Here is a 19,513-nt window from a genome sequence, read left to right as displayed (position 1 = left end):
AGCGGCAATGGCCTCCTCGTCAGATCTGCGGTCGTACGGCGGTGTGCGGCCGTCGACTGCACCAGACCCTACCGGGTCCGCCGTTTTTCGCGGACGGACTCAGATGCCGACCTTGATGCGCGTGAAGCGCTTCAGGGTGACACCGGCCTCGTCCAGGACCTTCTGGACCGACTTCTTGTTGTCCAGCGCGTACGGCTGGCCCAGGAGGGTGGCCTCCTTGAAGAAGCCGTTGACCCGACCCTCGACGATCTTCGGGAGGGCGGCCTCGGGCTTGCCCTCGGCGCGGGTGGTCTCCTCGGCGACGCGGCGCTCGGCCTCGACGACCTCGGCCGGGACGTCCTCGCGGGAGAGGTACTTCGGCGCGAAGGCGGCGATGTGCTGGGCGAGGCCCTTGGCCAGGTCGGCGTCGGCCTTGTCCAGCTCGACCATGACACCGATCTGCGGCGGCAGGTCGGGCATGGTGCGGTGCATGTAGACGGAGACGAAGGCACCCTGGAACTGCGCGAAGCGGTCCAGGACGATCTTCTCGCCGAGGTTGGCGTTGGCCTCGTCCACGTACGCCTGGACGGTCTTGCCGGGCTCGATCTCGGAGGCGAGCAGCGCCTCCAGGTCGGCCGGGGAGGACGCGGCGACGTGCGCGGCCAGGGCGTTGGCGACGGCCTGGAACTTGTCGCCCTTGGCGACGAAGTCGGTCTCGCACTTGAGCTCGACCAGAACGCCGGAGGTCTTGTCGTCGGAGACGAGGGAGACGACCGCGCCGTTCTCGGCGGAACGGCCCTCGCGCTTGGCGACGCCCTTCTGGCCCTTGATGCGCAGCGCCTCGACGGCGCCGTCGACGTTGCCGTCGGCCTCGTCGAGCGCCTTCTTGCAGTCCATCATGCCGGCGCCGGTGAGCTCACGGAGCTTCTTGACGTCAGCGGCGGTGTAGTTCGCCATGAGTCTGTGTTCTTTCTCGAAGTCTGAAAGATCTACGGGTGGACGGCGGGGGCGGCGCCGCGGCCTGTCCGGGGACAGGTCACGGGGCGCCTTCCCCCGCCGTCTTCAGCCGTGACGGGTGTCAGCCCTGCTCGGCGTCCGCGGCCGGGGCCTCGGCCTGCTCGGCGGCGATGGCCTCGGGCTTGGCGTCGGCGGCGGCGTCCTTCTCGGTCTCGACGGAGGACTGCACCTCGGCGTCGGCCTTCTTGTCGCCCTCGAGCAGGTCACGCTCCCACTCGGCGAGCGGCTCGCCGGCGGCCTTCTCGCCCGGCTTCGAGTCGCCGGTCGCGGCGCCGGAGCGGGCGATGAGGCCCTCGGCGACGGCGTCGGCGATCACGCGGGTGAGCAGGGTGACGGAGCGGATCGCGTCGTCGTTGCCCGGAATCTTGTAGTCGACCTCGTCGGGGTCGCAGTTGGTGTCGAGGATCGCGACGACCGGGATGTGGAGCTTGCGCGCCTCACCGACGGCGATGTGCTCCTTCTTGGTGTCGACGACCCAGACGGCGCTCGGCACCTTCTGCATCTCGCGGATACCACCGAGGGTCTTCTCCAGCTTGGCCTTCTCGCGCGAGAGGACCAGGAGCTCCTTCTTGGTGAGGCCGGAGGCGGCCACGTCCTCGAAGTCGATGAGCTCCAGCTCCTTCAGGCGCTGGAGGCGCTTGTAGACGGTGGAGAAGTTGGTGAGCATGCCACCCAGCCAGCGCTGGTTGACGTACGGCATGCCGACGCGCGTCGCCTGCTCGGCGATGGCCTCCTGGGCCTGCTTCTTCGTACCCACGAACATGATGGAGCCGCCGTGCGCGACGGTCTCCTTGACGAACTCGTAGGCGCGGTCGATGTACGACAGCGACTGGAGCAGGTCGATGATGTAGATGCCGTTGCGCTCGGTGAAGATGAAGCGCTTCATCTTCGGGTTCCAGCGACGGGTCTGGTGACCGAAGTGGACGCCGCTTTCCAGCAGCTCCCGCATCGTGACGACGGCCATGGCCGTACTCCTTGAGGTGCTCGGTTGTCGCGGCAGCGGGGTTGCTGTCGCGCCTGACGCCCCGGTGCGCCGTGCCACGAGGGACCGAGAGGCGCGGCCACCACCGCTGAGCGGGTGGTGGCGGGGCGTGCGAAGTCGACCCGGTGACCCGGATCGCCAGAAGAAGTGTACGGGACCGTCCGGGTGCCGGGTGACGGCGCTGTCCACAACCGCCTGGTCGTCCACAGATCCGGGCCGTGGTCCCCGCGATCGGGGGCGCCGGGGGACGGTGGTGCCATGGGAATCACAACGGACCGGGCGGCTGCCCGGAGCCCGGCGCGCCGGTGGCGGGTCCTGGTCGTCGTGCTCGCCGCGCTTGCGGTGTGGGGCGCCGCCTCGGCCGGGACCGCCCGTGCGGACGGCGGGGAGCGCGGCTGGCCGCTGGCGGGGCGGCCCTCGGTGGTACGGGGCTGGGAGCCGCCGGCCGGTCCGTACGGGCCCGGGCACCGGGGCGTGGACCTGGCCGCCGCGCCGGGCACCGAGGTGCTGGCCGCCGCCGCGGGCCGGGTCTCGTTCGCGGGCGCGGTCGCCGGGCGCGGGGTGCTCTCGGTGGAGCTGGCCGGTACGGGCGACCCGCCGCTGCGGACCACGTACGAGCCGGTGCGGCCGCTGGTCGCGGAGGGCGACGAGGTCGTGGCGGGGCAGGTGGTGGCCGTGCTGGCGGCGGGGCCGTTCCACTGCGCGTCGGGCTGCCTGCACTGGGGGCTGCGCCGGGGGCGGGCGTACCTGGACCCGCTGTCGCTGCTGCCGCCGGGCCTGCTGCGCCGGGGCCCGTCCCGCCTGCTGCCGGTGTTCGGCGTACCGGTGCCGGGGGCGGGTGCGGGGGTGCCGGTGGGCGCTGCGCAGATCGTCGGCGGTGCGGAAGCGGGGGCGGGCGCGAGGGCGGTGCCGGGGGCGGTTTCCGGTGGGCGTGGGGGTGCGGTGCCCGCGGTGCTGGTGGGGTTCGCCGTGCGGTGGCGGCGGCGCCGGTGTCAGCTCCCGGCGCGGGGGGCGCCCCGGACGCCGTCGAGGATCATGGCGACGACGGTGTCGGCGATGACCCCGGGCTCCTCGGCGACGCTCAGCTCGATGCGCCGGACGGCCGCGTCCACGGAGCCCTGGAGCAGCATGGCCGCGAGGCGGGGCTCCTGGTGGCCCAGATCCCCGAGGGCCTCGACGATCATGGCGATCAGCCCGCCGTGCGCGGCCCGGATCTTCTCGCGGGCGCCCGCGTCCAGCTCGCCGGCGGAGATCGCGACCACCGCGCGGTGGCGCCGGTCGCCGACGAGGTCGAGCTGGCGCCGGACGTACGCCTCGATCTTCTCCTCCGGCGTCCCGGCGCGCTCCATCGCGCTCTCCACCTCGGCCGCCCAGACGGGGAAGTCGACGGCGCACAGCTCCTCGACGACGGCGGCGCGGGAGCGGAAGTACTCGTAGACGGAGGATCTGGCGAGGCCCGTGCGTTCGGCGAGAGCGGGGAAGGTCAGCGCTTCGGTGCCCCCTTCGGACAGCAGGGAGCGCGCTGCGTCCAGGAGGGCGCCGCGCTGCATGGTCCGGTGCTCGGCCACGGAGGCCGCTCGAATCCTGGGCACGCCTCCACTTTACGGCGACGGCGGCCGCCGCGGGTGCGCGAGCGCCCGGCAGGCCGAACCGGCGCGCTCAGCGGCCGGCGTCCGCCAGCTTCGCGCGGAGCTGGAGCACCGACTTGGTGTGGATCTGACTGACCCGGCTCTCGGTGACCCCGAGGACGTTGCCGATCTCGGCGAGGGTCAGGCCCTCGTAGTAGTACAGCGTGACGACGGTCTTCTCGCGCTCCGGGAGGGTGTTGATCGCCCTGGCGAGCAGCCGTCTCAGCTCCCGGTCCTCCGCCACCTCCACCGGGTCGTCGGCGGCGGTGTCCTCCAGCGTGTCCATCAGGCTCAGCCGGTCGCCGCCCTCGCCGCCCACATGGAGCAGCTCCTCCAGGGCCACCACGTTGGCCAGCGACAACTGGCTGAAAACCGCGTGCAGTTCGTCGAGCGTGACGTCCATCTCGGCGGCCACCTCCGCCTCGGACGGGGTGCGGCGCAGCTGCGCCTCCAGCGTGGCGTAGGCGCGCTCGACGGCGCGGGCCTTCTGCCGCACGGAGCGCGGAATCCAGTCGAGCGCCCGGAGTTCGTCGATCATCGCGCCGCGGATGCGGGTGATCGCGTACGTCTCGAACTTGATGGCCCGCTCGATGTCGAACTTCTCGATCGCGTCGATCAGCCCGAACACCCCGGACGAGACGAAGTCCGCCTGCTCGACGTTGGACGGCAGGCCCACGCTCACCCGTCCGGCGACGTACTTCACCAGGGGCGAGTAGTGCAGGATCAGCTGCTCCCGCAGCCGTCCGTCGCCCGTCGTCTTGTACGAACGCCACAACTCGTCGAGCGAGGACGGGGCGGGAGGGCGCACAGTGCCACGCGCAGCCGGTGGTACTGCCGCGCGGTCAGACCCGGAGGTGTGCTGGGGCATGTGGTGCCTTGAGCCGTTCTGCCGTGAAGTGCTGGGACTTGTCTCTGGGGCGGAATCCTTGTGAGCGTAGCGTGACTGAGTTGTCGCGGTGCGCGCAGGATAGAGGATGGGGACCGTGTGCTCGCGGGAGCGCGGACACGGCGCGCGACCTGGCTGCGGACATGACAGCCCGTGGGGGTGCGGACGCACCGGGCGCACGGGGCCGTCGCCGCAGGCACCGGCCCCGGAGCCACCGTGGAAGCGTCCGCCGAGGTCATCGGCATCACCTTTTCACCCGAATGCCCCAGGTCAAGAACCGCCTCGCCGCGCGTCGTCCCGGCAAGTCCGCCGCCGCGTCAACCTCCAGCCTTCGCCCTGGCGTTCTACGAACCCCAGTGAGTGGAGTTCGTACAACTTGGCGAGGGCTTCATCGGCGCTCGTCCCTGCCGCGCGCGCCACCTCCCTGGCATCGGCGGAGCCCCGGCCCGGCAGTGCGTCGAGCACCCGCGCGGCGACGGTTTCCAGCAGGTCCCGCGCGAGCACCGGGCCGCTCCTGGCGGGCGCGAGGTCCCCGATGTCCCCCACCAGTTCGGCCACTTCGGCCGCGTCCGTGACCAGGACGGCCTGGTCGCGCAGGAGTTCGTGCACGCCCGCCGACAGCCCGCTGGTCGCCGGGCCGGGAACGCCCATGGTGAACCGCCCGAGCCGCTGGGCGACGCGCGCCGTGACCAGGGAGCCGCTGCGGTACTCGGCCTCCACGACGACCGTCCCCCGCGTCAGCGCGGCGATCACCCTGTTCCGCAGGACGAACCTGCTCCGCGTCGGGTGCTCGGAGGGCGGCAGTTCCCCGAGGACGAGCCCCTGCCCGGCCACCCGCCCGATCAGCTCGGCATGCCCGCGCGGATAGGGCACGTCCACCCCGCAGGCCAGCACCGCCATCGTGGCGCCGCCCGCGGCCAGCGCACCCCGGTGGGCCGCCCCGTCCACTCCGAACGCGGCGCCCGACACCACCACCCAGCCCCGCTCCGCGAGCCCCGCGCCCAGCGTCGCCGCCATGTGCGCCCCGTACGGGGTGCAGGCGCGGGCGCCGACCACGGCGACCGAGCGCAGCGCCCACAGCCGCAGGTCGGGACGGCCGCGCACCCACAGCCCGGTCGGCCGGGCGTCCGCCAGGTCGTCGAGCTGGGTCGGCCATTCCCGGTCTCCGGGGCAGACGAAGCGCCCGCCCATCGCCGCGACCCGCGCCAGGTCCCGCTCCGGGTCGGCCCCGGCGGCCCGCAGCCGGTAGCCGGCCAGCCGCCGCACCGTCATCCCGCGCAGCCGCTCCGCCTCACCGGCCGCGTCCCTGATCCGCCGCCACAGTCCGACCGCCCCGCACTCCCGCAGCCACCGGCCGCCCCGCTCGTCCCCCGGCTCCAGCACCCGGCTCAGCGCCGCACGGGCGAGCCGCTCCTCCTCCCCCACGAGACCCGCCCCGCAACCGTGCGCACCGTGCGCACCCGAACCCCCGTCCGGCGCCCGCGCCCCCTCGGCCCTCACGGCGCCCCCGCTCCCAGCGGGACCCCGCGCGGGATGCCGCTGCGCAGTTCGAGGGCCGCCGCGATGTCCGAGGCGTCCGGGCGGGCCGCGCCGCGCAGGTCCGCCACCGTCCAGGCCACCCGCAGCACCCGGTCCAGGCCGCGCGCGGTGAGCAGCCCGCGTTCCATGTCGCGCTCGGCCGCGTGCAGCGCGCCGGGGACCGCCGCCAGCCGGGTCCGCAGCTCGTGGCCGGGCACCTCGCTGTTGGTCGTCCACGGCGTGCCCGTCAGCCGCTCGGCCGCCCGCTCCCTGGCCTCCCGCACGCGGGCGGCGACGGTCTCGGTGGATTCGCCCCGGCCGCCCCGGCCCATCAGGTCCTCCCGCGTGACCGAATCGACGGCCACCCGCAGGTCCACCCGGTCGAGCAGCGGCCCGGAGAGCCTGGCCTGATATCGCCGCACCGCGGACGGCGGGCACTCGCAGCCGCCCCCGTTCAGGCTGTGCCGCCCGCACGGGCACGGATTGGCGGCCAGCACCATCAGGAACCGGGCCGGCAGCCGCACCACCCCGGCGCTGCGCGCCACCACGACGTGCCCGGACTCCAGCGGCTGGCGCAGCGCGTCCAGCGTCTTCACGGAGAACTCCGGCGCCTCGTCCAGGAAGAGAATGCCGCGGTGCGCCAGGGAGACCGCGCCCGGCCTCGGCAGCCCGTTGCCCCCGCCGACCAGCGACTGCATGGTCGCCGAGTGGTGCGGGGCGCAGTACGGCGCGCGGGAGACCAGCGGCTCGCCCGGCGGCAGGATGCCGGCCACCGAGTGGACCGCGGTCACTTCGAGGGACTCCTGCCGGGTGAGCGGCGGCAGGATCGCGGGCAGGCGCTCGGCCAGCATGGTCTTGCCGGCCCCCGGCGGGCCGGTCAGCAGCAGATGGTGGCCGCCGGCCGCGGCGATCTCCAGCGCCTTGCGGGCCCGCTCCTGGCCCGCCACGTCCGCCAGGTCCGGCCGGGCGCCCTCGGCCCCCGCGGCTCCCCTGGCGAGCCCGGTGCCCAGTCCGGCGCCGGGCACCATGAGACCGGCCAGCATGGGATCGGGGCGGCCCTCCGCGCCGGCCCGCTGTTCGTCGGGCACCGGTTCGTCGCAGAGCACGGCGATGAGCTGGCGCAGGCTGCGCACCCCGAGCACGGAGACGCCGGGCACCAGGGCCGCCTCGCCCGCCGTCTGCTCCGGGACCACCACCTGCCGGTAGCCGGCGTCGGCCGCCGCCAGGACGGCGGGCAGCACGCCCCGTACCGGCCGCACCCGGCCGTCCAGCCCCAGCTCGCCGATCATCACCACGTCGTCGATCGCCGCCGGGTCGATCCGCTCCGCCGCACCGAGCACGGCGCACGCCACGGCGAGATCGAAACCCGAGCCGGCCTTGGGCACCGACGCCGGGGAGAGCCCCACGGTGAGCTTCTTCTGCGGCCACTGGGCCCCGGAGTTCACCACGGCCGCCCTGACCCGGTCCCGGCTCTCCACCAGGCTCTTGTCCGGCAGCCCGACCAGGGTGAACGCCGCCACCCCGGCCTCCAGGTCGGCCTGGACCTCCACCACCACGCCCTCGACGCCCACCAGGGCCACCGCACAGGCACGCGCGAACCCCATCAGGCCACCCCCCGCACATGCTCGGCCAGGGGCGCGCCGCGCTCGGGGAGCACCACACCGACCAGGTCGATGCGGACTCCGCCGGGCGGCGGGCCGCCGTGCCGCTCCAGCCAGAGCGCGGCCAGCCGCCGCAGCCGGTCGGCCTTGGCCGGGCCGACCGCGGCCATCGGATGCTCGAACGCGCCCTTCCTGCGGGTCTTCACCTCGCAGACCACGAGCGCGTCGCCGTCCATCGCGACGATGTCGATCTCACCGGCGCGGCAACGCCAGTTCCGTTCCAGTACGGACATGCCGGCCCCGGTCAGCAGCCGTACCGCCAGATCCTCGCCGTACCGCCCGAGAGCTCCCCGTGCGTTCATCTCGGCACCACCTCCGGCACCGACTCTGACGCGTTCGCCCCACTTCAGTTGATCTTGGTGGACAGCCGGGCGATTGTGGAAAACTCAGCCACCCGGAAGCGGCTGGCCCCCTCGGAGGGCTCAGCCTCCCGGGAGTTCGAGATCGCTCTTGTTCAGCTCCTCGATGTTGACGTCCTTGAACGTGAGGACGCGTACCTGCTTCACGAACCGGGCCGGCCGGTACATGTCCCAGACCCAGGCGTCCGCCATGGACACCTCGAAGAACACCTCGCCCTGGACCGAGTGCACCTGCATCTCGTAGTCGTTGGTGAGGTAGAAGCGCCGTTCGGTCTCGATCACGTATTTGAACAGACCGACGACATCGCGGTACTCCCGGTAGAGCTTCAGCTCCATCTCGGTCTCGTACTTCTCGAGGTCCTCGGCGCTCATTGGCATGTTCCCCTTCAGCCGTGCGTTTCCCCATTGTGCGCCAGGCTCCGGCGCCCCGGCCGCTCAGGCGCTTTCGGGGGCCAGGACCACCGGCGTACGCGGAGGACCCTCGTCGAGCAGCCTCCGGAGCAGGTCGGCGAGCCCGGTCGGGTACACCGTCTCACGGGCCGACGACAGTTCGGCGGAGGTCCACCACCTCAACCCCGTGACACTGCGGCGTTCCAGCCATGTATGGCCGCTGGTGTCCGTGGCGGTCTGTGCCGTACGGGCCAGGAAGTACCACTCGTCCTGCTCCCAGCGCCGGCCGTCGAAGGGGAAGGAGCAGTGGCGCCGCCAGATCACCGGACCCAGTTCGACGGCGGTGATCCCGGTCTCCTCGGCCAGCTCGCGCAGCGCGGCCCGCTCCAGGGTCTCGCCGTCCTCCAGGCCGCCGCCCGGCGTGAACCACCAGGTGCGGGACGGGTCCTCCGGTTCGAAGCCGTGCATCAGCAGCACGCGGTCGTCCGGGTCGAGGAGCACCAGACGGGCGGCCCGGCGCATCTCAGCGGGCACCGGCGGCCACCCCGGGCTTCGCGTTCCGCGGGGGCCGGGCGGCACGGGCCGCGAGCGGGCCGTACACCGCCCCGCCGAAGATCAGGACCACGCCCACGCCCATGGCCGTCAGCTGGAGCCTCAGCGGCCCGGCGGACGAGATGCCGCCCGGCAGCGCGGCGAATGCCTCGGGGCGGCCGATCATGGAGCCGAACGGCCAGGCGACCGCGTCGATCCTGGCCTCCACCGAGTCGCGGGGGACCGTGCCGTGCGCGGCGTCCTCCAGATGCACGCGCGAGTCCAGGGAGACCGTGCGGTCGTCGCCCAGGAGGAAGAGCCGGCCCTTGGGGACCTCGGCGGTGAAGTCCCGGCCCGAGGCGCGGCCCGAGGACCGCAGATACGGTTCGTCCACGGGTATGCCGTTGACCGTGAGGCGGCCGTCCTCGCCGCAGCAGACGATCTTGTCGCCGCCGACCCCGACGATCCGCTTCACCATGGGCAGGTCGCCCCACTCCGGGTCGGTGAACACCACCACGTCACCGCGCCGGACCTCGTCGCCGTCCACGCGCTGGGCGAGGACCTTGTCCCCCGCGTTCACCGTGGGGGACATCGAGCCGGTGGGCACCGTGTAGGGGCGGTAGACCAGCGCCCCCCAGACGAAGCCGCCGAGGAAGAGCACGCAGCCCAGGGCGACGGCCGCCCCGGAGATTCTGGCGCCGAGACGGCCGCGGCCGTCACCGTTACGACCTGTTGCACCCATACCGGCGTCCCCCATCGGAGATCGACAATCGCTGATCCGCCTGGGCACCCTACCCGGCAGTACGCCCGGCGGTCAGCCTCCTCCTGCGCCGGAGGACCAGCGGAAGCGCGCCCGCCAGGCCCAGCACGCCGGGTGCGGCCCCGGCGGCGGCGCTGATGCCCGGCTGGTCGAAGGTGTCCGGGACGGACAGCACCGACCAGCGGTCCACCGGCCACGCCACGACGATGGCCCGGCCCACGACCTGGCTCACCGGCACGAAGCCCTTGTTGACGTCGTCGGTGTGGTAGCGGGAGTCCGCCGAGTCCTGGCGGTGGTCGCCCATGACCCAGATCTTGCCGTCGGGCACCTTGAACGGCCCGAACGGCATGTCGTCGCAGGCGCTGTTGCCGGGGAAGATGTACGGCTCGTCGAGCGCCTTGCCGTTGACCTCGACCGGGCCGCCCTTCTTGCACTCCACGGTGTCGCCGCCGACCGCGATCGTCCGCTTGATCAGGTCCTTCTCCTCGGCGGACGGCATCAGCCCGACGAAGCTCAGGAACTTCTGCGCGGCGTTGGGGTTCGGGGTCGGTTCGCCCCTGAGCCAGCCGTCCGGGTCGTGGAAGACGACGACCTCGCCGCGCTCCGGCTCCGATCCGAACCACGGCGTCAGCTTGTCCACCAGGACGCGGTCGCCCCGCTGGAGCGTGTTCTGCATCGAGTCGGACGGGATCGAGAACGCCTGCACCAGGAATGTCTTGATCAGCAGCGCCAGAACCAGCGCGACACCGATGAGGAGCGGCAGCTCCTGCCAGAACGGACGGGCCTTCTTCTTCCTGCCGCCGCTGCCGGTGTCCTCGCCGTCCGCACCTGTGCCCTCGGCATCCGTACCGGTGTTCTCGCCCTTCCTACCTGTGCCCTCGCCGTCCTCGGAGGCGGAGGCCGACCGTGCTCCGTCTTCTGTCACGTCGCTCACGCGTCATTCCTCACTGTGCCGGCGGCGGCCGCGGCCCGGCGCCGCCTGCGCCACAGCACCAGCGGCACGGCACCCGCGAGGCCCATCACCCCCGGCGCCGCGGCGGCGGCGGTGCCGATGCCCGGCTGGTCGAAGGTCTTGGGGACCGGCAGGGTCGCCCAGCGGCCGACCGGCCACACGATGGCGATGGCCCGGCCGACCACCTCGTCGTTGGAGACCGTGCCGCCGCCCGGCAGGTTCTGGTGGTAGCGGGAGTCCAGGGAGTTCTGGCGGTGGTCGCCCATCACCCAGATCCGGCCCTCGGGCACCTTGATCGGGCCGAACGGCTCGTCGTCGCAGGCGCTGTTGCCCTCGAAGATGAAGGACTTGTCGTCGAGCGCCTTGCCGTTGACCGTGACCGGGCCGCCCTTCTTGCACTCCACCGTGTCACCGCCGACGCCGATGACCCGCTTGATCAGGTCCTTCTCCTCGGCGGACGGCATCAGCCCGATGAAGCTGAGGAACTTCTGGACCGCGTTCGGCTCGGGGGCCTGGCTGCCCTCCAGCCAGCCGCCCGGGTCGTGGAAGACGACGACCTCGCCGCGCTCCGGCTCCGCCCCGAACCACGGCGTCAGCTTGTCGACCACGACCCGGTCGCCCCGCTGGAGCGTGTTCTGCATCGAGTCCGAGGGGATCGAGAACGCCTGCACCAGGAACGTCTTGATCAGCAGCGCCAGAATCAGCGCGACACCGATGAGGAGCGGCAGTTCCTTCCAGAACGGGCGGGGGTTCTTCTTCCGGGACGTGCCGTCGCCGGACGCGCCGTCGTCGCTCTCCGTCCCGCTCACCGCCGTCCCGTCCTCAGCCGCCCCTTCCCCCGCGGCCCCGGCGGGCTGCTCGGAAGGCACCTGGCTGCCCGGCCGGTCCTCGGGTTCGTCGCGTCCGGATCGTGCGCCGACCGCCAAATCCCCCACATCCACTCCTTATTCCGTGCCACCGCCTGCGTCCTAGCCGATGCAGGCCCACCACTCCCATAACGAGCGGGAGTTCCGCAGGGGTCGGGAGTCGGATCAATCGGTTGGATTCCTCGGACACACTATTCGACGGTCCCGAGACCGCCGCCGAACCGGCACGCGCGTCCGGGACCGCGGAGAACGCCGAGCGCTGCGCCAGTTCAGCCCAGTGCCCGAAGGGCCAGACGATCCACTTCGCCCGCCCCACGACCGCGTCCTCGGAGATCGTGCCGTCCGCCGTCCGGTCCAGGTGGAACCGTGAATCGGCGGAGTTCGAACGATGGTCCCCCATGACGAAGAGACGGCCCGGCGGAACCTTTACCTCGAATTTGATGGTGGAAGGGGAATCGCCGGGAAAAACATAGGGTTCGTCCACCGCCACGCCGTTGACGGTGATCCTGCCGTCCGCCGCGCAGCAGCGCACCGTGTCACCGCCCACGGCCACCACGCGCTTGATCAGGTCCTGCTCGTCGTCCGAGGGGAGCAGCCCCGCGAAGGTGAGCAGCTGCTTCAGCTGCTTGACGCCGACCGGCGGCGGGTCCTCCTCGCCCACCGGGTTCGGCGGCGGCCAGTCGGACGGATTGCGGAACACCACGACGTCACCGCGCTGCGGCTTGGACCCGAGCCACGGCGTCAGCTTGTCCACGAGCACCCGGTCGCCGATGCGGATGGTCTGCTCCATCGATCCGGACGGGATCACGAACGCCTGCACCAGGAACGTCTTCATGAAGAGCGCGATCAGCAGCGCCACCGTGATCAGGAGCGGAATCTCCCGCACCGCCGACCGGCGGCGTCTGCGCTTCACCTTGCGGGCCAGCTTGCGCCGCTCGGCCCGGGTCGGCAGGGAGCGGGCGGCATCCTCCTCCGGCGCCCCGCGCACGGCGGCGCGCCCGGCGGCGGGCGCGGCGCGGCGCCCCCGGCTACCCATGGCCCGGACCGGGCGCCGGTACGGAGTCGAAGGCGGCGGTGCCCGGCAGCGAGCCGATCCGCCCGAGCGGCCAGCCGAACCAGTCGACCCGCCCGATCACCCGGTCCACCGGCACCACACCGCCGCCCGGCTCCCCCAGGTGGTCGCGGGAGTCGCGGGAGCGGCTGCGGTGGTCGCCCATCACCCAGAGCGCGCCGTCCGCCACCACGATGTCGAACGGGACCTTCGAGGCCGCGTCACCGGGGAAGAGGTAGTCCTCCGCCACCGGCCGGCCGTTCACCTCGATCCGGCCCCGCGCGTCGCAGCAGACCACCCGGTCGCCGCCGACGCCCACCACCCGCTTCACGAAGTCGGTCTCGGCGGGCCGCGCCAGCCCGAGCGATGCCGCGGCCCCGTGCAGCAGCGCGACGACCGGGTTCTGCTCGGCGCCCTCGCGCACGAAGGAGCCGGTGCCGTCGAAGACGATCACATCGCCGCGCCGGGGCTCGTCACCGAAGCGGTACGCCAGCTTGTTCACGAGCACCCGGTCGCCCACCCGGAGCGTCGGCTCCATCGAGGCGCTGGGGATCAGGAAGGGCTGCACCACGAAACTGCTGAACAGAAGCACGAACACCGCGCAGACGGCACCGAGCGCGAAGGTCCCCCGCCAGGACAGCCGCCGGGACAGCACGGCGGCGATCCGGTTCCGGGCACGCGAAGAGCGCGACCCCTCCCCCGGACCCGGATCGGGTGCGGAGGAGCGGTCGCGCTCCTGGAGTTCTGCTTGCGTGTCCATCGGGGCCAGAGCTTAACCGGACACCCTGTGGACCAGGCAGTCAGCTCAGCGGTCGCGCTTCTCCTTGATCTTCGCGGCCTTGCCGCGCAGCTCACGGAGGAAGTACAGCTTGGCGCGACGGACGTCACCGCGGGTCACGAGCTCGATCTTCTCGAAGATCGGGCTGTGCACCGGGAAGGTGCGCTCGACGCCGACGCTGAAGGAGACCTTGCGAACCGTGAAGGTCTCGCTGACGCCCGCGCCCTGGCGGCGGATGACGATGCCCTTGAACTGCTGGACACGGGAGCGGTTGCCCTCGATCACGCGGACGTGAACGTTGACGGTGTCACCGGGGCGGAACGCCGGGATGTCGGTACGCAGCGACGCGGCATTGACGTCGTCGAGCAGGGAAGCCATGTTGTCTGCTTTCTTCGCCGATGCCACAGGTCATCGACGGGAGAGTGATGAATGCTAGGGGCCGGTCGCGTCGGACGGGCGTCGTGTCCCCCTGTGGCAGGGGCGCACGCCGGACGGACAGCAGCGGCCTATTCTTCCACGGCCTCGGGCCTGCGCCAAAATCGGCCACCCGGTTCCGGGGACCAGCCGAGGATGGAGAGCATCTCGCGGTCCTTCTTGTCGAAGCCGGACGCCTCGCACCGCTCGATCAGTTCGGGCCGGTACGCGGCGGTACGGCGCAGCGCCTCGTCCCGCCGCCAGCGCGCGATCCGCCCGTGGTGGCCGCTGAGCAGCACCTCGGGGATGGACCGGCCGCGCCACTCGGGCGGCTTGGTGTAGACGGGCCCCTCCAGGAGGTTGGCCATGGCGCCGGGGGCGAAGGAGTCGTCCTGGTGGGAGGCGGCGTTGCCGAGGACGCCGGGCAGCAGCCGGGCCACCGCCTCGGTGATCACCAGCACGGCGGCCTCCCCGCCGGCCAGCACGTAGTCGCCGATGGACACCTCGACCACCCGCATCCGGGTGGCGTACTCCTCGGTCACCCGCCGGTCGATGCCCTCGTAGCGGGCCGGCGTGAAGACCAGCCAGGGCCGCTCGGAGAGTTCGACGGCGAGTTCCTGGGTGAACGGCCGCCCGCTCGGCGTCGGCACCACGAGGACCGGGTCGTGCGCCCCCGTCTCGTAGCCGTCCGCCAGGACCTCGTCCAGGGCGTCGCCCCACGGATCGGTCTTCATGACCATGCCGGGGCCGCCGCCGTACGGGGTGTCGTCGACGGTGTTGTGCCGGTCGTACGTCCAGGAGCGCAGGTCGTGCACCCGCACGTCGAGGCGGCCGGCCGCGCGGGCCTTGCCGACCAGGGAGACGTTGAGCGGTTCCAGGTACTCGGGGAAGATCGTGACGACGTCGAGGCGCATCAGGCGTCCCCGCCCTTCGCCCCGGTGCCCTCCTCGGGGGAGGGCACCCCGGTGCCCTCCTCGCGGGAGGAGGCCACGACCGCCTCGCTCGCGTCGATCAGGCCGGGCGGCGGGGTGATCACCGCGCGCTGCTCGTCCAGATCGATCTCGGTGACGATCTCCTCGACGAACGGGATCATCACCTCGCTGCCGTCCGGCCGCTCCACGATGAGGAGGTCCTGGGACGGCAGATGTGTGATCTCCGTGATCCGGCCGATCCCGGTGCCGTCCGCGAGGACGACGTCCAGGTCCATCAGCTGGTGGTCGTAGAACTCCTCCGGGTCCTCCGGGAGCTCCGCCGGGTCGACCTCGGCGATCAGCAGGGTGTTGCGCAGCGCCTCGGCGGCCGTACGGTCCTTCACGCCCTCGAAGCGCAGCAGCAGCCTGCCGCTGTGCACCCGGCCGGTCTCGATCGTCAGCGGTCCGGCCGCGGCCGGCTCGGTGGCCAGTACGGCTCCGGGGCCGAGCCGCAGCTCCGGCTCGTCCGTGCGGACCTCGACGGTGACCTCGCCCTTGATGCCGTGGGCGCGACCGATCCGTGCGACTACCAACTGCACCTGTGTCTCTCCTGTCGTACGACGACGGGCCGGGGTGGGCGCTTGGCCCTCCCCGGCCCGTGCCGGTGTTCAACTTCTGTCAGCGAACCTGGTCCACATCGACGAGGTCGACGCGGATGCCACGGCCGCCGATGGCGCCCACGACGGTGCGCAGCGCGCGTGCGGTGCGGCCGTTGCGGCCGATCACCTTGCCGAGGTCATCGGGATGAACCCGGACCTCGAGCACGCGCCCGCGACGCAGGTTGCGCGAGGCGACCTGCACGTCGTCGGGGTTGTCGACGATGCCTTTCACGAGGTGCTCGAGAGCCTCCTCGAGCATGCTCAGGCCTCGGTCGACTCGGCGGAGGCGGCAGCGTCAGCAGCCTCGTCCGCCTTCTTGTCGGCCTTCTTCGCCTTCGGCGTGATGGCCTCGCCCTTCGACTCCTCGCCGTCAGCGGAGAGGGCGTCGAACAGGGCGCGCTTGTCGGCCTTGGGCTCCGGCTGCAGCAGCGGCGCGGGGGCCGGGAGGCCCTTGTGCGCCTGCCAGTCGCCGGTGAGCTTCAGGATCGCGAGGACCGGCTCGGTCGGCTGGGCGCCGACGGACAGCCAGTACTGCGCGCGCTCCGAGTTGACCTCGATGCGCGACGGGTTCTGCACCGGGTGGTACAGGCCGATCTCCTCGATGGCCCGGCCGTCACGGCGGGTACGGGAGTCGGCGACGACGATGCGGTAGTGAGGCGAACGGATCTTGCCCAGACGCTTCAGCTTGATCTTGACTGCCACGGGAGTGGTGTCTCCTGGTCTATGACGTGGTTGGGCACAACGAAGATGCCACGTGGGGTTGCGGTACTCGGGTGCCCGATGGACGCGTCAGCCGGAGGAGAGAGGGGTCCTGTGCGACTGTCGAGTACAGCTAGTCATTGTGCCACACCACGACGGCTCACCCCACCGCGACCGCCGTCTCCGGAATCCGGAACGGCTTCCCGCAGCCGCCGCAGACGATCGGGGCCTGCGCGAGGACCGAGGGGACCACGCGCACATTGCGTCCGCAGTCGCACACGGCCTTGACCCGCACGCCCCCTCCGGAGGAGCCGTGCCGGGCGGCGGGGCCGCGGAAGGAGCGCTTGGTGTCGGCGGCGGTGGCCACGGTGTGCGCCTTGAGGGCGCGCTGCAGCCGTTCCGTCGTCGGGCGGTAGCGCCGCTTGGCCTCGGGGTTGAGCGTGACCAGTGAGAAGCCGCTGCTGGGATGGGGCTCCTCGGCGTGGTCGAGGCCCAGCTCCTCGGCGATGGCCAGGAATCGTCTGTTGTGGTAGCGGCCGGCGCGCGAGGTGTCTCGGACACCTCTGGCGGCGGCGATGCCGTGGACTGCCTCGTGGAGCAGTCGCTCGAAGGAGAGTTCGGCGCCACAGGCGGACGAGGACTCTCCGATCAGGGACTCGGGTGCGGCGAGATCGGGCAGCTCGGGGTGGTACCGCTGAATGTCGGCCCACGCCTGCGCCAGCTCTGCGGCAAGTACAGGTGGTGTCGTGCTCACGTCGTGACCAACGAGCGCGGGGCCCTCGGTGTTCCGATTCCGGGCCATCCCAAATATTTTGCACGTACCAGTCGGTTGACGTTCATGCGTCCCGACGAGGGCGGGTGCGCTGATCTGCGGAGAAGCCGCACAGCTCGCACCAAGCCGGTACGTAGCGGCGCGTACGCCTGCGCGCGTAGACACCGTACGCGCCCCGTGCCCGAGGTGCCCGACCCGGCGCGGCGGGTGAGACTGGGGCCCCGGAAGGACGCCGGCACAACCGGCGGTATCGGCGGATTGGGGCACATTCCATGACACCCACGCTCGTTCGGCACCACCGGCCCACGGAGTCGTCCGCCGCCGCGGACGGCGCCTCCCGCGCCCGTGACTGGACGGAGATCCAGGAACGGATGCTGGCACCGCTGTACGAGGCGGTCTACACGCGGCTGGAGGTGGGGCCGACCACCCGGATGCTCGCGCTCGGCAGCGGCACCGGTCTCGCCCTGCGGATGGCCGCCGCACGCGGCGCACGGGTCGCCAGGGCGCCGGACGCCGGGCCCCACGACCTGATCACCGCCTTCACCCCGATCGGCTGCGAGACAGGCGACGGCGAGGAGCTGATACGGGCGCTGGGGGCCGCGCTGCCCTCGGTGGAGCGGGGCTCGGCGGTCGTCCTGACCGGCTGGGGCCCGCCGGAGCGCTGCACCACGGAGGCGGTGCTGCGGGTGGCGGGCCGGCTCGGCGACGACGGGCGCGGGCCGCGCCGGGACGACCTGGAGGACGTGGCCCGCCGGTCCGGGCTGCGGCCGGACGGCTCGGGACGGGTCGCCTGCCCGTTCGGCTACGCGGACATGGACGGCGCGGTACGCGGCCTGCTGTCGACCCGACTGTTCCGGGCGGCGGTCCGGACGGCGGACCGGCGGCAGGTCGAGCGGGAGCTCGCCGACGCGCTCCTGCCGTACCGGCGGGCGGACGGCTCGGTACGGATGTCCAACGTCTTCCGCTATCTGATCTGCACCACGTGAACGTACGCCGGAGGGGCGGCCACCGCGGCTGCGGCGACCGCCCCTCCGGCAGGGCCCGGGGCGCTCAGCCCATGAACTTCTTGAACTCGTCGGGCAGCTCGAAGTTCTGCCCGCTCTGACCGGCCGGCAGGCCGGGGGCGCCGTTCTGCGCGGCCTCGCGGCGGGCGGCGGCTGCCTGCTCCTCGGCCTTGCGCTTCATCGGGTTGCCGCTCTTGCGCTTGCCCTTGGCCTGCTTGACCTGCTTCTTCTGCCGGCCGGGGCCGCCCCCCATGCCGGGCATGCCGGGCATCCCCGGCATGCCGCCGCCCTGCGCCATGCGGGACATCATCTTGCGGGCCTCGAAGAACCGCTCGACCAGGTTCTTCACGGCGCTGACCTCGACGCCGGAGCCCTTGGCGATACGGGCGCGCCGGGAGCCGTTGATGATCGTCGGCTCGGCGCGCTCCTTCGGGGTCATCGACTTGATGATCGCGGCGGTGCGGTCGACGTCGCGCTCGTCGATGTTGTTGATCTGGTCCTTGATCTGCCCCATGCCGGGGAGCATGCCGAGCAGCTTGGAGATGGAGCCCATCTTGCGGACCTGCTCCATCTGGGCCAGGAAGTCGTCCAGGGTGAAGTCCTGGCCCTTCTTGGACGCCAGCTTGGAGGCCATCTTCTCGGCCTCTTCCTGGCTGAACGTCTTCTCCGCCTGCTCGATCAGGGTGAGCAGGTCACCCATGTCGAGGATGCGGGAGGCCATCCGGTCAGGGTGGAACGCGTCGAAGTCGTCCAGCTTCTCGCCGTTCGACGCGAACATGATCTGCTTGCCCGTGACATGGGCGATCGACAGGGCCGCGCCACCGCGGGCGTCGCCGTCGAGCTTGGAGAGCACGACGCCGTCGAAGCCGACGCCGTCGCGGAACGCCTCGGCGGTGTTGACGGCGTCCTGACCGATCATGGCGTCGACCACGAACAGGATCTCGTCCGGGCTGACGGCGTCGCGGATGTCCGCGGCCTGCCGCATCAGCTCCTGGTCGATGCCGAGGCGGCCGGCGGTGTCCACGATGACGATGTCGTGGACCTTGGACTTCGCGTACTCGATGGAGTCCTTGGCGACCTGGACCGGGTCGCCGACGCCGTTGCCCGGCTGGGGGGCGTACACCGCGACCCCGGCGCGCTCGGCGACGACGCTCAGCTGGTTGACGGCGTTGGGGCGCTGGAGGTCGCAGGCGACGAGCAGCGGGGAGTGGCCCTGGCCCTTGAGCCAGCGGCCGAGCTTTCCGGCGAGGGTCGTCTTACCGGCACCCTGGAGACCGGCGAGCATGATCACGGTGGGCGGGTTCTTGGCGAACCGCAGCCGCCGGGTCTCGCCGCCGAGGATGGCGATGAGCTCCTCGTTGACGATCTTGATGACCTGCTGCGCCGGATTCAGCGCCTGCGAGACCTCGGCGCCGCGCGCCCGCTCCTTGACCTTGGCGATGAAGGACCGGACGACGGGCAGTGCCACGTCGGCTTCGAGCAGGGCGATACGGATCTCGCGAGCCGTGGCGTCGATGTCCGCCTCGGACAAGCGGCCCTTGCCCCGGAGGTTCTTGAAAGTCGCGGCAAGGCGGTCGGAGAGAGTATCGAACACGGCGCTCGTCGGTCCTCAGAGTCGGGGGCGGGTCGGGTCAGCAGGTTCCCAGGGTATCCGGAGGCCGGAGAAGGCCAAGACCTCGCCCGGCACCGGGCGGGG

General features: G+C 72.1%; 22 protein-coding genes and 1 pseudogene. 2 read left to right on the top strand and 21 right to left on the bottom strand.

Annotated elements, in window-relative coordinates:
* Positions 1 to 99: 99 nt before the first annotated feature.
* Positions 100 to 936 carry a translation elongation factor Ts gene (tsf, locus tag OG710_RS22625; RefSeq protein ID WP_330240934.1) on the bottom strand — a complete coding sequence of 279 codons (837 nt, stop codon included), beginning with the start codon at positions 934 to 936 and terminating at the stop codon, positions 100 to 102.
* A gap of 121 nt (positions 937 to 1,057) precedes the next feature.
* Positions 1,058 to 1,960, bottom strand: a complete 903-nt coding sequence (gene rpsB, locus OG710_RS22620) for a 30S ribosomal protein S2 (RefSeq protein WP_330240933.1) — start codon at positions 1,958 to 1,960, stop codon at positions 1,058 to 1,060.
* 183 nt (positions 1,961 to 2,143) lie between these two features.
* Here rpsB and OG710_RS22615 point away from each other — a divergent pair.
* Positions 2,144 to 2,815, top strand: a pseudogene (locus OG710_RS22615) (murein hydrolase activator EnvC family protein); the annotation flags it as partial.
* Positions 2,816 to 2,970: 155 nt separating this feature from the next.
* Here the strand turns inward: OG710_RS22615 and OG710_RS22610 are convergent.
* The 18 genes from OG710_RS22610 to OG710_RS22525 all read right to left on the bottom strand — a co-directional run bounded on the left by OG710_RS22610 (position 2,971) and on the right by OG710_RS22525 (position 16,795).
* Positions 2,971 to 3,546 carry a TetR/AcrR family transcriptional regulator gene (locus tag OG710_RS22610; RefSeq protein ID WP_330242319.1) on the bottom strand — a complete coding sequence of 192 codons (576 nt, stop codon included), beginning with the start codon at positions 3,544 to 3,546 and terminating at the stop codon, positions 2,971 to 2,973.
* Positions 3,547 to 3,637: 91 nt separating this feature from the next.
* Positions 3,638 to 4,474 (bottom strand): RNA polymerase sigma factor WhiG, encoded by an 837-nt coding sequence (gene whiG / locus OG710_RS22605; RefSeq protein ID WP_111338477.1) that lies wholly within the window; start codon positions 4,472 to 4,474, stop codon positions 3,638 to 3,640.
* Between the two features lie 288 nt (positions 4,475 to 4,762).
* A complete protein-coding gene (gene dprA, locus OG710_RS22600; protein ID WP_330240932.1) occupies positions 4,763 to 5,917 on the bottom strand; it encodes a DNA-processing protein DprA in 1,155 nt (384 codons plus the stop codon).
* 71 nt (positions 5,918 to 5,988) lie between these two features.
* The gene (locus OG710_RS22595; protein WP_330240931.1) at positions 5,989 to 7,614 is read right to left on the bottom strand and encodes a YifB family Mg chelatase-like AAA ATPase; all 1,626 of its coding nucleotides are present in this window, start codon (positions 7,612 to 7,614) and stop codon (positions 5,989 to 5,991) included.
* Positions 7,614 to 7,973 (bottom strand): YraN family protein, encoded by a 360-nt coding sequence (locus OG710_RS22590; RefSeq protein WP_330240930.1) that lies wholly within the window; start codon positions 7,971 to 7,973, stop codon positions 7,614 to 7,616. Before OG710_RS22590 ends, OG710_RS22595 begins: the two co-directional genes overlap by 1 nt.
* Positions 7,974 to 8,093: 120 nt before the next feature.
* Positions 8,094 to 8,402 carry a DUF2469 domain-containing protein gene (locus OG710_RS22585; protein WP_003965949.1) on the bottom strand — a complete coding sequence of 103 codons (309 nt, stop codon included), beginning with the start codon at positions 8,400 to 8,402 and terminating at the stop codon, positions 8,094 to 8,096.
* A 63-nt stretch (positions 8,403 to 8,465) separates the two neighbouring features.
* On the bottom strand, positions 8,466 to 8,954 hold the full coding sequence (locus OG710_RS22580; protein WP_330240929.1) for an NUDIX hydrolase: 489 nt from the start codon (positions 8,952 to 8,954) through the stop codon (positions 8,466 to 8,468).
* Entirely contained in the window at positions 8,944 to 9,693 is a 750-nt protein-coding gene (gene lepB / locus OG710_RS22575; RefSeq protein WP_330240928.1) for a signal peptidase I, read from the bottom strand. Before lepB (OG710_RS22575) ends, OG710_RS22580 begins: the two co-directional genes overlap by 11 nt.
* 49 nt (positions 9,694 to 9,742) lie before the next feature.
* Positions 9,743 to 10,645, bottom strand: coding sequence for a signal peptidase I (gene lepB / locus OG710_RS22570; protein ID WP_330240927.1), 903 nt, complete (start codon positions 10,643 to 10,645; stop codon positions 9,743 to 9,745).
* Positions 10,642 to 11,589: a signal peptidase I gene (gene lepB / locus OG710_RS22565; RefSeq protein ID WP_330242318.1), complete on the bottom strand. Its 948-nt coding sequence runs from the start codon at positions 11,587 to 11,589 to the stop codon at positions 10,642 to 10,644. The genes lepB (OG710_RS22570) and lepB (OG710_RS22565) overlap by 4 nt, the downstream gene beginning before the upstream one ends.
* Positions 11,486 to 12,565 (bottom strand): signal peptidase I, encoded by a 1,080-nt coding sequence (gene lepB, locus OG710_RS22560; RefSeq protein WP_330240926.1) that lies wholly within the window; start codon positions 12,563 to 12,565, stop codon positions 11,486 to 11,488. The genes lepB (OG710_RS22565) and lepB (OG710_RS22560) overlap by 104 nt, the downstream gene beginning before the upstream one ends.
* Positions 12,558 to 13,340: a signal peptidase I gene (lepB, locus tag OG710_RS22555; RefSeq protein WP_330240925.1), complete on the bottom strand. Its 783-nt coding sequence runs from the start codon at positions 13,338 to 13,340 to the stop codon at positions 12,558 to 12,560. The genes lepB (OG710_RS22560) and lepB (OG710_RS22555) overlap by 8 nt, the downstream gene beginning before the upstream one ends.
* Positions 13,341 to 13,385: 45 nt before the next feature.
* Positions 13,386 to 13,736, bottom strand: a complete 351-nt coding sequence (gene rplS, locus OG710_RS22550; RefSeq protein WP_073963715.1) for a 50S ribosomal protein L19 — start codon at positions 13,734 to 13,736, stop codon at positions 13,386 to 13,388.
* 128 nt (positions 13,737 to 13,864) lie between these two features.
* Positions 13,865 to 14,686, bottom strand: coding sequence for a tRNA (guanosine(37)-N1)-methyltransferase TrmD (gene trmD / locus OG710_RS22545; protein WP_330240924.1), 822 nt, complete (start codon positions 14,684 to 14,686; stop codon positions 13,865 to 13,867).
* Entirely contained in the window at positions 14,686 to 15,282 is a 597-nt protein-coding gene (rimM, locus tag OG710_RS22540; protein ID WP_330240923.1) for a ribosome maturation factor RimM, read from the bottom strand. The genes trmD and rimM overlap by 1 nt, the downstream gene beginning before the upstream one ends.
* Before the next feature lie 79 nt (positions 15,283 to 15,361).
* Positions 15,362 to 15,601: an RNA-binding protein gene (locus OG710_RS22535; protein ID WP_005311361.1), complete on the bottom strand. Its 240-nt coding sequence runs from the start codon at positions 15,599 to 15,601 to the stop codon at positions 15,362 to 15,364.
* Between the two features lie 2 nt (positions 15,602 to 15,603).
* Entirely contained in the window at positions 15,604 to 16,044 is a 441-nt protein-coding gene (rpsP, locus tag OG710_RS22530) for a 30S ribosomal protein S16 (RefSeq protein WP_111338467.1), read from the bottom strand.
* Between the two features lie 157 nt (positions 16,045 to 16,201).
* Complete coding sequence (locus tag OG710_RS22525; protein ID WP_018521397.1) at positions 16,202 to 16,795, bottom strand: hypothetical protein; 594 nt, start codon at positions 16,793 to 16,795, stop codon at positions 16,202 to 16,204.
* Between the two features lie 290 nt (positions 16,796 to 17,085).
* Between OG710_RS22525 and OG710_RS22520 the strand changes: the two genes are divergently transcribed.
* A complete protein-coding gene (locus OG710_RS22520; RefSeq protein WP_330240922.1) occupies positions 17,086 to 17,799 on the top strand; it encodes an SAM-dependent methyltransferase in 714 nt (237 codons plus the stop codon).
* Positions 17,800 to 17,863: 64 nt separating this feature from the next.
* Here OG710_RS22520 and ffh read toward each other — a convergent pair whose 3' ends face one another.
* A complete protein-coding gene (gene ffh, locus OG710_RS22515) occupies positions 17,864 to 19,411 on the bottom strand; it encodes a signal recognition particle protein (protein WP_330240921.1) in 1,548 nt (515 codons plus the stop codon).
* Between the last annotated feature and the right edge of the window lie 102 nt (positions 19,412 to 19,513).

This window comes from Streptomyces sp. NBC_00525 (genome assembly GCF_036346595.1).
Classification (GTDB): domain Bacteria; phylum Actinomycetota; class Actinomycetes; order Streptomycetales; family Streptomycetaceae; genus Streptomyces.
The sequence above is the reverse complement of the archived record's forward strand: the minus strand, read 5'-3'. Positions and strand labels throughout refer to the sequence as shown.